We start from the raw sequence: 14,224 nt of genomic DNA on the forward strand, positions 1-14,224 counted from the left end.
GTCAGCCTCTCTCCACGCGGTGGCTCTCCACCGCGCTGATCGTCAGCTCGAACGCCTCGTTGGTGCGCTCGTACGTGCGCTGCGCGACCGCCACGTAGACGGCGTCGAGCACGAAGATCTGCGAGTGCACGGCCGCCAGCCCGCCCAGCCGGAACGTGGTCTCCCTGCTGGCCGTCGTCAGCACCAGGCCGGCCAGCTCGGCCAGCGGCGAGCGGGCGAAGGAGGTGACGGCGACCGTGGTCGCGCCGTGGCTGCCCGCCTCGGCCAGCGCCTCCATGACCTCGCGGGTGCGGCCCCGGTGGCTGATGCCGATGGCGACGTCGTCCGCGCCGAGCAGCGCCGCCTCCGACAGCGCCACGTGCGCGTCGCCGGCGCTCCAGCACGGGATGCCGATGCGGCGCAGCCTGCCTTCGAGCATGGTGGCGACGTTCCCGCTGGTGGAGACGCCGATCAGCAGCACCCTGCGGGCCCTGACGACGGCGTCGGCGACCTGGGCGACCGTCGCGAGGTCGAGTTGGGCGGCGGTGTCCTGGATGAGCCTGGCGTCGGCCGCGGCCATCACCTCGATGGCCGAGTCGAGCGGGTCGTCGGGGCCGATCTCGTGCCCGACCCCCGCGCCCCAGCCGGCCTGCGCGGCCCTGCCGGTCTCCGTGGCGAGGGCGACCCGCAGTTCGGCGTAGCCGGAGAAGCCGAACGCCCGGCAGAACCTCGTCACGGTGGCGGGCGAGCTGCCCGCCCGTTCGGCCAGCGCGATGATGGTCGACCGCGCGGCCTCGGCGGGGTCACCGAGGATCACCTCGCCGACCCGGCGCAACGCCTCCGGCAGACCGGGCAGTTCTGTTTCGACGCGCCCGAGGGCTCCTGAAGTCACGAATATTCCTTCCGAATACTCGGTCTTCTGGCGAAAATTATTCTTGCTTCCCGGTCACGTCAACCCCCAGAATTCGACCGTGACCAAATCGCTGGTGGTCGGTGTCGACGCGGGAGCCACCTCGACGCGCGTCTCCGTCCACACCCTCGACGGCACCCGGGTCGGCTACGCGCGGGCAGGCGCCGGCAACCCCTCGGCACACGGTCTGGACAAGGCGGTGGCGGCCATCGGCACCGCGCTCGGGCAGGCGCTGGGGTCGCACGACGGCGGCCGGGTCGTGGCCTCGCTGGCCGGGGTCGCCGGCCAGGTCGACACGCTGGTCCCCGAGCTGACCCGGGTGTGGGCCGGCCACGGCATCGAGGCGGGCCCGCTGATCGAGCGCGACGTGGCGGTGGCCTACGCCGCCGGCACCGCCGAGCCCGACGGCTCGCTGCTGCTGTCGGGCACGGGCGCGGTCGCGGCCAGGGTCGCCGGCCACCGCATCGACACGATCGCCGACGGGCTCGGCTGGCTGCTGGGCGACGAGGGCTCGGGCTTCTGGATCGGCCGTGCCGCCGCCAAGGCCGTCGTCTCCGCCCTCGACCGGGGTGCGACGGGCGCGCCGGGCAGCCTGGTCGCGCTCGTCGTCGAGCATGTCCTGGGCGAGGAGCGTCCGGGGTCGCCGCGGGCGGTCGCCGACCGGTTCGTCCGGCTCGCGCAGGCCGACCACATGCGCCTGGCCGCGCTGTCCGCCCTGGTCAGCCGGGCGGCCGAGGCCGGTGACCCGATGGCGCTCAAGGTCGCCGAGGAGGCCGCCGACCGTCTGGTGGCCACCCTGCGCAGGGTGCACGTCTCGGGCGACGTCGTGCTCGCGGGCAGCGTGCTGACCAGCGAGGGGCCGGTGCGCCGGGCCGTGCTGGCGCGGCTGTCCGGCGAGCGGGTGCGCACGGCGCGCGACGCGGCGGGCGCGGCGGCCTGGCTGGCGGCCCGCGGCGTGCTGCCCGGCGACGACGGCCGGAGCTCGCACGCCGCGTTCACGCTCACTCCCTGACGTTCACTTTCTGAGGTTCACTCCCTGACGTTCACTCTCTGACGTTCACCGGGTGAGGAGGGCCGCGCTGCCGTAGCTGCCGCCGAACCCGGTCACCAGGGCGGTCTCGCGCCCGGCGCGCAGTTCCCGCACCGCCTGGGCCACGTTGTTGAGCCCGTGCACGTACCCCTCCGACAGCAGGCCGCCGTGCGGGTTCACCCACGCGTGCCGCCGCTCCAGCAGGTACGCCCCCAGGTCCTCCCGCGCCACCAGCCCGAAGTCCTCCAGTTGCCGGGGCACCAGCCAGGAGTAGGCGTCGTAGAGCAGCGCCGCCCGGACGTCCGCGGGCCGCATCCCGGAGGCCGCCCACAACAGCGGCGCGACGTGCGCGGAGAAGACGGCCGTCACGTCCGGCGAGCGGTCCATGGAGGAGCAGCCGGGCCCGCCGCCGCGGACGACCGCCCGGATGCGCGGGCCGTCCAGGACGCCGCTCACCAGCAGCGCGCACGCGCCGTCGGTCTCCAGGCAGCAGTCGGCGGTGCGCAGCGGCGTGCAGGCATACGGTTTGGCCAGGTAGGCGGCCAGGTCAAGGGGCTCGCGGCGCAGGGCGCGCGGATTGCCGGCGGCGTTGCGCCTGGACTGGGCGACCACGGCGTGCAGGTGCTCGGCGGTGAGCCCGGTGTCGTGCAGGTAGCGGGTCGCGGCCATGGCGAACAGCGGGATCGGCCCCGCCAGGCCGTAGGTGTGGCGTTCCAGGGGGCCGGTGGAGGCGGTGTTCATCCGCGTGCCGGACCGCCCGTTGAGCGCCCGGAAGACCAGGACGTTCCTGGCCACGCCGGCGTGGATCAGCATGGCCGCGTCCCCCAGCACGGAGGCGGCCTGTGTCCCGCCGCCGGCGATGTCGTTGTGCCAGCGCAGCCGCTCGATCCCCAGCGCGCGGGCCACCTGGACGACCGGCGCTGAGTCGTTCATGTGGTAGCTGAGCAGCCCGTCGACCTCGCCGGGGACGATCCCGGCGTCCGCGCAGGCGGCCCGGCACGCCTCGGCGGCCAGCTCCAGCTCGGTGCGCCCGGACTGCCGGGTCAGCGCGGTCATCCCGATCCCGGCCACGGCCGCGCACCCGGCGAAGGACTGCATCCCGCACGATAACACGCCAATACAAGCGCTTGCTCGGCACGCGGACGACCGAGGCGCCAGAGGCGCCGTACGCGGAGTTTCCGGGCGGCCACAACGGCGGCGTCCCGCGTCCGAAGGCCGTCGCCGCCAGGTTGGGCGAGATCCTGAGCAGCGGGAAGGCACAAGCCGTGACTGGATGTCTTCACGCGGGCTGCCCCGTCTTGTAATACGGAGATGTGATCAGCCGATAGCCCATCATCATCACCCCGAGGTGAGAGATGGATCTGCGCTACGTCAGATACGCGATGGCGATCGCGCGCGCCGGCAGCCTCCGCCGCGCCGCGACCGCGCTGCACATCGCGCAGCCCACGCTGTCGGAGCAGCTCAGGGCGCTGGAGAAGGAGATAGGCGTCGAGCTGTTCAGCCGTTCGTCCAGCGGCGTGCGGCTCACCGAGGCGGGCGAGGCGTTCCTGGCCCAGGCCACAGTGGCGCTCGACGCCTACGAACGGGCCGTGGCCGCCGCGCGCGGCACGGGCCGCACCGCCCGGCTGGGCGTGGCCGACGGGCTGGCCGACGTGGCCGCCCGGCTGCTCGCGCAGCTCCAGAACGTGCCGGTGCGGATCGCGCCGATGAGCACGGCCGAGCAGTTGGTCTCCATCGCCGACGGCACGTTGCAGGCCGGCCTCGGCTACGCCCCCGGCTCGCTGCCGAGGGGCGTGGCCCGGATGCTCGTCCACCGCTTCCCGGTCCGCGCGCTGCTCCCCCGCGACCACCCCCTGGCCGGGCAGGAGGCGCTGTCGCTGGCGGACCTGGCCGGCGAGCCGCTGATCATGCCCGAGTCGGACGCGGTCGCCGGGGCCCGGCGGTTCCTGGAGGGGTTCGTCCGGCATCGGCTGCATCCCCGGCTGGGCCCGGCCGCCGCCACCCATGACCTGGTGATCGACATGGTGGGCGCGGGGGCCGGCTACAGCCTGTGCGTCCACGAGGGCAGCGCGGTGCCCGACGCGCTCACCTTCGTGCCCATCAAGGAGGAGGTGCCACCGCTGGAGGCGGTCTTCCTGTGGAACCGGCAGGCCGACGTCCACGAGGTGGTGAGCGCGGCCCGCCACGTCGCCCGCTCTGGATAGCGCTATTATCTATCGATGCGCATCTCAGAACTGAGCGCCCGATCCGGTGTCGCCATCCCCACGATCAAGTACTACCTGCGTGAGGGCATGCTGCACCAGGGCGAGCAGACCTCCGCGACCCGCGCGGAGTACGACGAGTCCCACCTGCGCAGGCTGCGCCTGATCCGGGCCCTGCTGGAGGTGGGCAGGCTCCCCGTGGCCGCCATCAAGCAGGTCATCGCCGCCGTCGACGACGAGACGCTGCCCATCCACCACATGCTGGGGATCGCGCACTACGCGCTCGGCCCGGTCGTCGAGCCCGAGCAGGACGAGGAGTGGCGAACCGCCAGGGCCGAGGTCGACCGGCTGATCGACGAGCTCGGCTGGAACGTCGTCGAGGACGCCCCCACCCGCGACGAGCTGGCGCAGACGATGGTCCGCATGCGCCAGCTCGGCCTGCGCGTCGACCTGGCGCCGTACGTCGAGGCCGCCAGGAAGCTGGTGACCGAGGTCGAGATGGACACCATCCCCTTCGACGGGCCGCGCGACGCCGCCGTGGAGGCCCTGGTGCTGGGCACCGTCCTGTACGGCAAGGCGTTCGACACGCTGCGCCGCATGGCCCAGGAGTCGGAGTCGGCCCGCCGGGTGGGGCAGCGCCAGCGGTAGGGGCCGGCGGGAGCCGGTCAGGGCCGGTCAGAGCACGCCGTTGCGGCGCAGGATCTCGACGGCCCGCACGGTGGCCGCGCCCCGCCATTCGAGCGCGCCGGCGGGCGAGATCCGCGCGTAGTCCACGACCCAGCCGCCGTCCTCCTGCTGCGTCCCGGCCAGCCGGTCGAGGTCGGCGGCGATCACCTCGGGCGCGAACAGCTCGCGCGCCGGCCGTCCGGGGTAGGGGGCGAAGTCGAGGGGGTGCAGCCGCTCCTCCGCGGTGCCGCCCTCCACGGGCACCCGCCCGTCCTCCGGGATGTGCGCGGCCAGCCGCTTGAGCAGCCCGGCCGCCTCGGGCCGCGTCCCGTGGACGGCGTCCAGGAAGCGCACGGCGAAGGAGAGCACGTAGGCGTGCGGCCGTTCGTCCAGCGCCTGGATCGCGTCGAGGCAGTATCGGGTGGCCCGCTCCAGCCACGGGTGCGCGGCCACGGCCGGGTCGTGGGCGGCCACGCCGTGGGCCGCCGCCGCGGACACGGCCGTGATCTGCAACGACGAGGTGCTCGTGTCCGCGCCCGCCCACCAGGGCGCGGTGCCCTCGGCCAGGGTGAGCGGCAGCGCGAACGGCAGCCCGCCGTCGGGCATCGTCACCGACTCCAGCCAGTCGCACAGCGCGACGGCCTGCGGCGCGGTGTCGGGGCCGATCTCCTCGAACACCTCGAAGGCGTGCAGCGCCGCGCCCGGCTGGCTCTCCGGCGAGCGCAGGTCGGGCTCCAGGCCCCAGCCGTAGCCGCCGTCGGGGTTGCGGTAGGCGTCGAGGGCGCCGAGCACGGAGGCCGGGCCGGTCTCCTCCATGAGCAAGTGGAAGCGGCGCCGGTCCAGGACCCGCGCGTGCGTGGCCAGGAACCCGGCGACCGCCGAGAGATTGACGTTCATACGGCCATCGTGCCCGCCGCGCGAGCTCGGGTCTTGTCCGAACCGGACGTGTCAGCCGGTGTCGTCCACCGGCCGTTTCAGCAGCCACGACGCGGCCCGCTGGAGCAGGGCCCGGTGGACCTCGTTGTCGTAGGACCTGGTGTCGTGCCCCAGCGCGTCGTAGACCACCCGGCCGCGGCGCACCGGACGAGCCCACACCAGCGGCTGGCCGTGCGCGGAGGCCAGGGGGCGCACGTCCGGCAGCACGTCGAGGTCGCTGTAGACCTCGTCGACCAGGTCGAAGTCGCGCAGGCCGGCCACGATGGGGTGGGCGGCGCCGTGCACCCGCACGCCGGTCCAGCCCAGGGGCGGATGGTGGGACTTGGGCCAGTTCCAGCTGCCGCCGAGCACCCGCGGCCAGCCCTGCCAGTCGTCGAAGCAGACCGCGGCCGTGTGCATGCACAGCAGGCCGCCGCCCCGGTCGAGGTGGTCGAGGAGCGTGGTGCGGGCCTGGGCGGGCAGCGCGAAGCGCCATTCGCCGCGCAGGTCGGCGAAGCGGTCCTGGCCCATCTGCCAGCGCAGCGCGTTGACCGTGATGAGCTGCACCTCCGGCGGCTCGCTCAGCGCGCCCGCGATGTCCTCGGTGATCTCGGACTCGACGCCCACCTCGCCCAGCACGTCGGCGAGCGCGGCCGACGTGGCGGCGAAGTCGTGGAAGAGCCCTCCTGACAGGATCAGATTTCTCGCCACGCCCCCAGCCCATCACGCCCGGCCCGCCTTGGCCACCCACAGAGCCGCCCCACAGAGCTGTCCCACAGTGCCGCCCCACAGTGCCGCCACCGGCCCCCACCGAGCCGCCCGGCCGGGCGACAGGGCATGATGCCGGACGTGGACTTCGAGGAATACCGCCCCATGTTGCTGGGCCTGGCCTACCGCCTGCTCGGCAGCATGTGGGACGCCGAGGACGTCGTGCAGGAGGCCTGGCTGCGGTGGGAGGGCGCCGACCGGAGCCAGATCAGGGAGCCCCGCGCGTTCCTGCTGACCGTGGTCTCGCGGCTGGCCCTCGACCAGCTGCGCTCGGCCCGGGTGCGGCGGGAGGCGTACACCGGGCCGTGGCTGCCCGAGCCGGTCGCGACGGGCGAGGCCGGGCCGCTGGACACGGCCGAGCTGCGTGACACCGTCTCCTTCGCGACCCTGCACCTGATGGAGAAGCTCTCGCCGCCGGAGCGGGCGGTGTTCGTGCTGCGGGAGGCGTTCGAGCTGCCGTACGACGAGATCGCCGAGATCGTCGGCTCGTCGGTGGCCAACGCCCGGCAGATGCACCACCGCGCCTCGGTCCGGGTGTCGCAGGGCCGCGACCGGTTCACGCCGACGAACGAGGACCACGCCAGGCTGCTGACGAAGTTCATGGAAGCGGCCGGCGGCGGCGACCTCGACGCGCTGACCGAGCTGCTGCACGAGGACGTCGTCATGTGGAACGACGGCGGCGGCAAGGTCCGGGCCGCCCTGCGCCCGATCCTGGGCCGGCGCAAGGTCAGCGGCTTCATCGGCGGCCTGCTGGCCCGCTACGACTTCAGCCAGGCGCGCCTCGTCGAGGCCAACGGCCGCCCCGCCCTGTGGACGCACGTGGCAGGAAGCGACCAGCTCATCGCCCTCGACGTGCGCGACGGCCGTATCCAGGGGCTTTACGGCGTGCTCAACCCGGACAAGCTGACCCGGGTGCGGCCGGACTGATCGGCCCGTCACTATAGTCGGCTTATGGATCTCGGCATCTCGGGCAAGGTCGCCCTGGTCACCGGCGGCAGCGCGGGCATCGGCCTGGCCGCCGCCAAGAGCCTCGCGCGCGAGGGCTGCGACGTGTGCGTCAGCTCGCGCAACCCCGAACGGCTCGCGGACGCGGTGGTGGAGCTCCAGCAGTTCGGCCACGTGGTGCACGCCGTGCTGGCCGACGTGGAGGACCCGGCGGCGGCTCAGCGGGTGGCCGACGAGACGCGCGACGTGCTCGGCCCGGTCGACATCCTGGTGGCCAACGCGGGTGGCCCGCCCACCGGCCGCTCCGACGAGGTCGGCCTCAAGGACTGGGACGTCGCGGTGCAGCGCAACCTGCTCGGCACCGTCCGGCTGATCCAGGCGGTGCTGCCGGAGATGCGGTCGCGGGGGTGGGGCCGGATCGTCACCGTCACCAGCTCGTCCGTCCGCGAGGCGATCGACGGGCTGGCGCTGTCCAACGCCATGCGGCCGGCCGTCGCCGGGCTCGTGCGCACGCTGGCCCGCGAGGTGGGCGGCGACGGCGTGCTGGTCAACAACGTGCTGCCGGGGGCGATCGACACCGAACGGCTGCGCGGCATGTCGGGCGGCGACGACGTGGTCGAGGAGCGCGGCCGGGCCGTGCCGGTCGGGCGGGTCGGTCAGGCCGAGGAGGTGGGGGACGTGATCGCGTTCCTGGCCAGCGAGCGGGCCTCGTACGTGAACGGCGTCTCGATGCTGGTCGACGGCGGCGCCAGCCGGGTCATCGCCTGAGCAACGCGGCGACGACGCCGGCCGCCCACTCCTCGTCCTTGTCGGCCGGGTCGACGAAGTAGGACAGGTTGGCCCGGTGGAAGCAGGCGCCCATCAGCAGGGCGGCCGCCGCGGCGGGGTCGAGGCCGGGGTCGGCGCGGCCCGCGGCCCGCTCGGCGTCGAGGATCTCGGCCAGCGCCCTGATCGGCAGGTGGGGGCCGGTGTTGGTGGTGGCCAGCATGTGCTTGAACCGGGCCAGCAGCGAGGGGTCGGCCAGCATGCCGGAGGCGATGGTGGCGGCCTCGGTGTAGAACTCCAGCGCCGCCAGGGTGAAGCGGGTGAGGTTGTCGGCCAGGTCGCCCTCGCCCGTGCTCATGCGCAGCCGGGCCAGCGCGGGGGCGAGCGCGGGCAGCCGTTCGAGCAGGACCGCGAGGAAGATCTGCTCCTTGCCGGCGAAGTGCTTGTAGAGCAGCGCCTCTGAGCAGCCGGCCGCCTGGGCGATGCGCCGCGTGGTCGCGCCCGAGATGCCGAACTCCCGAATGGCCTGCTCGGCGGCGTCGAGGATGCGCTCACGGGTGCTCATCCGCCCATGATATGAGCGAGTGCTCACCAACCCACGCGTGCATGACATCCTTCCCTTAGGGACCATTGGGGAGAAGGTAGGGGAATGGACAAGCCGGTCATCGTGACGGTCGACGACGACCCGGGGGTGTCGCGGGCGGTGGCTCGTGACCTCAGGCGCCGGTACGGCCATGAGTACAGGATTGTCCGCGCCGAGGCGGCCCACGACGGCATCGAGGCGGTCAAGGAGATGCGGCTGCGCGGCGACGAGGTGGCGGCGATCCTGGCCGACTACCGGATGCCGCAGATGAACGGCGTGCAGTTCCTGGAAGCCGCCATGGACATGTACCCGTACGCGCGCCGGGTGTTGCTGACCGCCTATGCCGACACCGACGCCGCGATCCAGGCGATCAACGTGGTCGACCTCGACCATTACCTGCTCAAGCCGTGGGACCCGCCGGAGGAGAAGTTCTACCCGGTGATCGACGGCCAGCTCGACGCCTGGATGCGGACCGACCGGACGGCGCGTCCCGAGCTGCGCGTGGTGGGCGACCGCTGGTCGGCGCGCTCGTACCAGGTGCGGGACTTCCTGGCCCGCAACCACGTGCCCTACCAGTGGATGCTGGCCGAGGACCCCGAGGGCGCGCAGCTCGTCAAGGCGGCGGGCGAGGGTTGTCACCTGCCGCTGGTGGTCACCGAGGACGGCACCACGCTGGAGTCCCCCGACCAGGCCACGCTGGCCACCGCGGTCGGGCTGTCCACCACGCCGGCCACCGACTTCTACGACCTGATCGTGGTCGGCGGCGGGCCCGCGGGCCTCGGCGCGGCGGTCTACGGCGCCTCGGAGGGCCTGAACACGGTGCTGGTCGAGGCGCACGCCTCGGGCGGCCAGGCGGGCCAGAGCTCCAGGATCGAGAACTACCTGGGCTTCCCCGACGGCGTGTCCGGGCAGCAGCTCGCCGACCGGGCGCGCCGGCAGGCGCTGAAGTTCGGGGCCGAGCTGCTGAGCGCGCGCAAGGTCACCCATCTGGAGCCGCGCGGGCAGGCCCGGGTGATCGGCTTCAAGGACGGCGGGGAGATCGCCGCCCACGCGGTCATCCTGGCCACCGGCGTCACCTACCGGCGGCTGGAGGCGCCCGGCCTGGACGAGTTCGTCGGCCGGGGCGTCTTCTACGGCGCCGCGCTGACCGAGGCGCCGGCGTGCAAGGACAACGAGGTCTACATCGTCGGCGCGGCCAATTCGGCGGGGCAGGCGGCCGTCTACCTGGCGGGATTCGCGCGCAAGGTCCATTTGTTGGTGAGGAGTGATGGTTTGGAGAAGTCCATGTCCCACTACCTCATCGAGCAGATCAACGCGATCGACAACATCGAGGTCAGCCTCCTGACCGAGGTCGTCGCCGGCGCCGGTGACGACCACCTCGAACGGCTCACGCTGTCGACCAAGGGCGAGGAGCGCACGGTCGACGCCCAGTACCTGTTCGTGTTCATCGGGGCCGAGCCGTACACGTCGTGGCTGGGCGAGACGATCGAGCGGGACGCCAAGGGGTTCGTGCTGACCGGGCCCGACCTGGTGCAGGGCGGCAGGCGGCCGCGCAACTGGGCGCTGCGCCGCGAGCCCTACTACCTGGAGACCAACGTGCCGGGCGTGTTCGCCGCGGGGGACGTGCGGGCCGAGTCGATCAAGAGGGTGGCCTCCGCCGTCGGTGAGGGCGCGATGGCCGTCGCGCTGGTGCATCGTTATCTGGAGAAGCAATGACCGACACCGTCGACATCGACGAACTGCGCAAGCTCTTCCTGTTCGAGCGGCTGACCGACGAGCAGCTCGGCAAGCTGGCCGCCAGCGGCCGGGTGCGCTCGTACGCCCAGGACGAGGACGTCGTCCGGCAGGGCGAGCCGGCCGAGTGCTTCGCCGTACTGCTGGAGGGCGAGGTGCAGCTGATCAACGAGACGGTCAGCGCCGGCACCGTCGCCATGCCGCGCGCCTCCCAGCCAGGCGTGTACGGCGGCGCGACCTCGGCGTACCTGGGCGACCGGGCTCCGGAGACCTACCAGCACACGCTGCGCGCGACCGCGCCCTCGCGGATCTTCCTGCTGCCCGCCAAGAAGTTCGCCTACATCGTGGCCGAGTGGTTCCCGATGGCGATGCACCTGCTCGACGGCATGATGTCGGGCGGGCGCATGCAGCGGGAGATCATCGACCGGCGGCAGCGGCTGACCGCGCTCGGCACGATCACGGCCGGGCTCACGCACGAGCTGAACAACCCGGCGGCGGCGGCCGTGCGCGCGGTGAGCGAGCTGCGTTCGCTGATCAAGGCGTCCCGCATCCAGCTCGCCCAGCTCGCCGAGGCCGGCATCCCGCCGGAGAAGCTGCGCACGCTGATCGAGGCCCAGGAGGCGTGCACGAGCAACCTGGGCAACCAGCCGCAACGCTCCCCGCTGGAGATCTCCGACGCCGAGGACGAGCTGGGCGAGGCGCTGGAGGACGTCGGCGTCGAGGACGCGTGGGAGCTGGCTCCCGCGCTGGTCAACGCCGGTTTCACCGCCGAGTACCTGCAGAAGATCCGCGGCAAGGTGGGCGAGGAGCACACCCCGGCCGCCCTCCACTGGCTGGCCGAGGCCGTCGAGATCTCCCAGATGCTGAACGAGGTCACCGAGGCCACCGAGCGCATCACCTCGCTGATCCGCTCGGCCAAGCAGTACTCGCAGATGGACCGGGCGCCGTTCCAGATGATCGACGTGCACGACCTGCTCGACAGCACGATCGCCATCTTCCGCGGCAAGACCCCGCCGGGCGTCAGCGTGGTCACCGACTACGACCGCACGCTGCCGCTCATCCCCTGCTACGCGGGCGAGCTCAACCAGGTGTGGACGAACCTGATCCACAACGCGCTCGACGCCATGGGCGAGGAGGGCACGCTGACCGTCCGCACGGCCCACGACGAGGACGAGGCGATCGTCGAGATCGGCGACACCGGCCCCGGCGTGCCGGATGCGATCAAGGACCGGATCTTCGAGCCGTTCTTCACCACCAAGAGCGTGGGCGAGGGCACCGGGCTCGGCCTGGACATCTCCTACCGCATCGTGGCCGGGCGGCACGGCGGCGAGATCAAGGTGCGCTCGGTGCCGGGCGAGACCTGGTTCGAGGTGCGCCTGCCGCTGCGCGAGCCCGCCGCCGTCCAGTGAGCCGGACCGGCTGAGGCGGGCCTTCCGGCGCGGGTCACCAGACGTTGTCCCGCGCCGTGTCGAGGGCGGTCAGCACGGCGCCCTCCAGCACCGCATTGCCCCCGACCCGGGTGGCCCTGACCTCGGTGGGCGCGGGCGACAGCTCGCCCAGCCGGGCGGCGACCTGCCCGGCCAGCTCGTCGCCGCCGTCCTGGCCGGTGGCCCCGCCGAGCACCACCAGGCCGGGGTCGAGCAGGGTGACGAAGGCGAAGGCGCCCTTGGCCACCCGGCGCGCCAGCTCCTCGGGCCGGGTCGTGTTCTGGAGCAGGATGCACAACGGCGTGCCCTCCACGTCGAGGAAGCCGACCTCCCCCGCGCCCCCTGACGCGCCGCGCCGCACCCGCCCGCCGAGCACGACCGCGGCGCCGATGCCGTCGTCCAGCCAGAGCAGCACGAAGTCGTCGCTGCCCTGGGCGGCGCCGGTGCGCAGCTCGGCGACCGCGGCGAGGTTCACCTCGTTCTCCAGGACGACGGGCACGCCCAGCCGCTCGCGCACGGCGCCCACCAGGCCGGGCCGCCACCCGGGCACGTCGTTGGCCACCGCCAGCTCGCCGTCCATGGGTTTGACCAGGCCGGGGGCGCCGATGACCACGTTGTCGAGCGCGCGGCCCCCGGCGGCCTCGGCGACCGTGGCCGCGACGAGGGCGACCAGGTCGCCGGAGATCTCGCGGACGGCCGAGCCGACGACGTGGCCGGTGAGGTCGGCGACCGTGACCTTGATCGCCGTGCGGCGCAGGTCGACCCCGGCGACGTGGGCCCGGCCGGCGACCAGCGCGTAGAGGCGGGCGTTGGGACCGCGACGGTCCTCGCCGCGCTCGCCGGCCTCCTCGATGAGGCCGCCGCCCTTGAGCCGTTCGATCAGGTCGGAGACGGTGGGCCGGGACAGGCCGGTCAGCTCACGAAGCTGCGGAGCGGTCAGCGGACCGTGCTCCAGCAGCAGGTCGAGGGCGAGCCGGTCGTTGATCGCACGGGCCATGGACGGGGTCGCGGTCTTCACGCCGCCCATAATAGTCAGGAAGCCTCCCTGATAGCTCTTTCCATCAGGAAGGTTGCCTGATAGTTTTCTGGCCATGAGCCCTCATCGCGCCATCGCGGCCGTCTTCGCCGCACACGGAGCCGTCGCCGGCAGTTTCGCCACCCGCATCCCGTGGCTCCAGGAGCACGTGCACCTGAGCGCGGCGATGCTCGGGTTCGCGCTGCTCTGCCCCTCGATCGGGGCCTTCGCGGCGATGCCGCTGGCCAGTCGCCTGGCCCACCGGTTCGGCAGCCGCGCCACCACGCGCGCGCTGCTCGCGCTGTGGTGCGGCGGACTGGCCCTGCCCGCCTTCGCCCCCGCCCCCGTCTGGCTGTTCGTCATCTTCCTGCTGTACGGCGCGTCGGCGGGCATGTGCGACGTCGTCATGAACGCCCACGGCGTCACGCTCGAACGGCATCTGAAGAAGCCGGTCATCTCCGGCCTGCACGGCATGTGGGCCGTCGGCAGCCTGGCCGCGGGCGGCCTCGGCACCCTGGCCGCGCACGCCGGCATCGACGCCCGCCTGCACCTGGGGGTCGTCGCCGCCGTCCTGGTGGTCGCGGGCGGGATCGCCGGGCGCGGGCTGCTGCCCGACGGGCCGCGGGCCGCCGCCGGGCCCGCGCCGCGCCGCTTCGCCCTGCCCTCGCGGGCCATCGCGGCCATCGGCGTGGTCGGCTTCTGCGGGACGTTCGCCGAGGGCGCCAGCTCCAACTGGGCCGCGGTCTACCTCACCAACGTCGCCGACGCCGGGCCCGGCGTGGCCGCCGCGGGTTACACGATCTTCATGCTCTGCATGGCCGGCGCCCGGCTGCTGGGCGACCGCGTGGTGCGCCTGACCGGCCCGGTGCGGGCGGTCCGGACGGGCGGGATCGTCGCGGTCGCGGGCGGCGTGCTGGTGGTCCTGGCCCGCACGCCCGTGCTGGGGATCGTCGGGTTCGCGCTGGTCGGGCTGGGGGTCGCGGTCATCGTGCCGCTGGTGTTCGCGGCGGCGGGGAACGCGGGACCCACGCCGGGCGAAGGGGTCGCCGGGGTCGCGACGATCACGTACCTGTCGGGGCTGACCGCGCCGGCGGTGACGGGATGGGTGGCCGACGGCGTGTCGTACCCGGCGGCGTTCGCGCTGATCACGGGGATCCTGGTGGCGCTCACGCTGCTCGCGCCGGTGCTGCGGCCACGCGAGGCGGCCCGGGAGGTGGTCCTGGAGCGGCAGCCGGCGTGATACGCTCCCAAGCGAGCGCTTGGTTTACATACGGAGAGGCCGCCGC

Annotated in this window: 14 protein-coding genes; 8 read left to right on the forward strand and 6 right to left on the reverse strand. The window is 73.3% G+C overall.

Annotation, left to right across the window (positions count from 1 at the left end; translation table 11 throughout):
* Position 1 precedes the first annotated feature (1 nt).
* On the reverse strand, positions 2 to 871 hold the full coding sequence (locus ACWEJ6_RS18700; RefSeq protein WP_452424919.1) for a MurR/RpiR family transcriptional regulator: 870 nt from the start codon (positions 869 to 871) through the stop codon (positions 2 to 4).
* Between the two features lie 79 nt (positions 872 to 950).
* Between ACWEJ6_RS18700 and ACWEJ6_RS18705 the strand changes: the two genes are divergently transcribed.
* Positions 951 to 1,901 carry an N-acetylglucosamine kinase gene (locus tag ACWEJ6_RS18705; protein WP_452424921.1) on the forward strand — a complete coding sequence of 317 codons (951 nt, stop codon included), beginning with the start codon at positions 951 to 953 and terminating at the stop codon, positions 1,899 to 1,901.
* 45 nt (positions 1,902 to 1,946) lie between these two features.
* On the opposite strand, the gene ACWEJ6_RS18710 is transcribed toward ACWEJ6_RS18705, so the two are convergent.
* The gene (locus tag ACWEJ6_RS18710) at positions 1,947 to 3,017 is read right to left on the reverse strand and encodes a thiolase C-terminal domain-containing protein (RefSeq protein WP_452424923.1); all 1,071 of its coding nucleotides are present in this window, start codon (positions 3,015 to 3,017) and stop codon (positions 1,947 to 1,949) included.
* 257 nt (positions 3,018 to 3,274) lie between these two features.
* Here ACWEJ6_RS18710 and ACWEJ6_RS18715 point away from each other — a divergent pair, with 257 nt between their 5' ends.
* Both ACWEJ6_RS18715 and ACWEJ6_RS18720 read left to right on the forward strand, forming a co-directional pair.
* Positions 3,275 to 4,123, forward strand: coding sequence for a LysR family transcriptional regulator (locus tag ACWEJ6_RS18715; RefSeq protein ID WP_452424925.1), 849 nt, complete (start codon positions 3,275 to 3,277; stop codon positions 4,121 to 4,123).
* Positions 4,124 to 4,138: 15 nt separating this feature from the next.
* Positions 4,139 to 4,768 carry a MerR family transcriptional regulator gene (locus ACWEJ6_RS18720; protein ID WP_452424927.1) on the forward strand — a complete coding sequence of 210 codons (630 nt, stop codon included), beginning with the start codon at positions 4,139 to 4,141 and terminating at the stop codon, positions 4,766 to 4,768.
* A 27-nt stretch (positions 4,769 to 4,795) separates the two neighbouring features.
* On the opposite strand, the gene ACWEJ6_RS18725 is transcribed toward ACWEJ6_RS18720, so the two are convergent.
* Together ACWEJ6_RS18725 and ACWEJ6_RS18730 are read right to left on the reverse strand one after the other, a co-directional pair.
* The gene (locus ACWEJ6_RS18725) at positions 4,796 to 5,683 is read right to left on the reverse strand and encodes a hypothetical protein (RefSeq protein WP_397160978.1); all 888 of its coding nucleotides are present in this window, start codon (positions 5,681 to 5,683) and stop codon (positions 4,796 to 4,798) included.
* Positions 5,684 to 5,734: 51 nt separating this feature from the next.
* Positions 5,735 to 6,412 carry a ThuA domain-containing protein gene (locus tag ACWEJ6_RS18730; RefSeq protein WP_452424929.1) on the reverse strand — a complete coding sequence of 226 codons (678 nt, stop codon included), beginning with the start codon at positions 6,410 to 6,412 and terminating at the stop codon, positions 5,735 to 5,737.
* Between the two features lie 129 nt (positions 6,413 to 6,541).
* Between ACWEJ6_RS18730 and ACWEJ6_RS18735 the strand changes: the two genes are divergently transcribed.
* The gene (locus ACWEJ6_RS18735; protein ID WP_387682124.1) at positions 6,542 to 7,396 is read left to right on the forward strand and encodes an RNA polymerase sigma-70 factor; all 855 of its coding nucleotides are present in this window, start codon (positions 6,542 to 6,544) and stop codon (positions 7,394 to 7,396) included.
* Positions 7,397 to 7,420: 24 nt separating this feature from the next.
* Entirely contained in the window at positions 7,421 to 8,182 is a 762-nt protein-coding gene (locus ACWEJ6_RS18740; RefSeq protein WP_452424931.1) for an SDR family oxidoreductase, read from the forward strand.
* On the opposite strand, the gene ACWEJ6_RS18745 is transcribed toward ACWEJ6_RS18740, so the two are convergent.
* A complete protein-coding gene (locus ACWEJ6_RS18745) occupies positions 8,172 to 8,744 on the reverse strand; it encodes a TetR/AcrR family transcriptional regulator (RefSeq protein ID WP_452424933.1) in 573 nt (190 codons plus the stop codon). The two genes, ACWEJ6_RS18740 and ACWEJ6_RS18745, sit on opposite strands and share 11 nt — an antisense overlap.
* Before the next feature lie 84 nt (positions 8,745 to 8,828).
* Here ACWEJ6_RS18745 and ACWEJ6_RS18750 point away from each other — a divergent pair, with 84 nt between their 5' ends.
* Both ACWEJ6_RS18750 and ACWEJ6_RS18755 read left to right on the forward strand, forming a co-directional pair.
* Positions 8,829 to 10,478, forward strand: coding sequence for an FAD-dependent oxidoreductase (locus ACWEJ6_RS18750; protein ID WP_352319969.1), 1,650 nt, complete (start codon positions 8,829 to 8,831; stop codon positions 10,476 to 10,478).
* The gene (locus ACWEJ6_RS18755; protein WP_452424936.1) at positions 10,475 to 11,905 is read left to right on the forward strand and encodes an ATP-binding protein; all 1,431 of its coding nucleotides are present in this window, start codon (positions 10,475 to 10,477) and stop codon (positions 11,903 to 11,905) included. The genes ACWEJ6_RS18750 and ACWEJ6_RS18755 overlap by 4 nt, the downstream gene beginning before the upstream one ends.
* Positions 11,906 to 11,939: 34 nt before the next feature.
* On the opposite strand, the gene ACWEJ6_RS18760 is transcribed toward ACWEJ6_RS18755, so the two are convergent.
* The gene (locus ACWEJ6_RS18760; protein ID WP_364340389.1) at positions 11,940 to 12,941 is read right to left on the reverse strand and encodes an ROK family transcriptional regulator; all 1,002 of its coding nucleotides are present in this window, start codon (positions 12,939 to 12,941) and stop codon (positions 11,940 to 11,942) included.
* A gap of 73 nt (positions 12,942 to 13,014) precedes the next feature.
* Here ACWEJ6_RS18760 and ACWEJ6_RS18765 point away from each other — a divergent pair, with 73 nt between their 5' ends.
* Positions 13,015 to 14,178 carry an MFS transporter gene (locus ACWEJ6_RS18765; RefSeq protein ID WP_452424938.1) on the forward strand — a complete coding sequence of 388 codons (1,164 nt, stop codon included), beginning with the start codon at positions 13,015 to 13,017 and terminating at the stop codon, positions 14,176 to 14,178.
* Positions 14,179 to 14,224 lie beyond the last annotated feature (46 nt).

The organism is Nonomuraea sp. NPDC004702 (genome assembly GCF_053601695.1).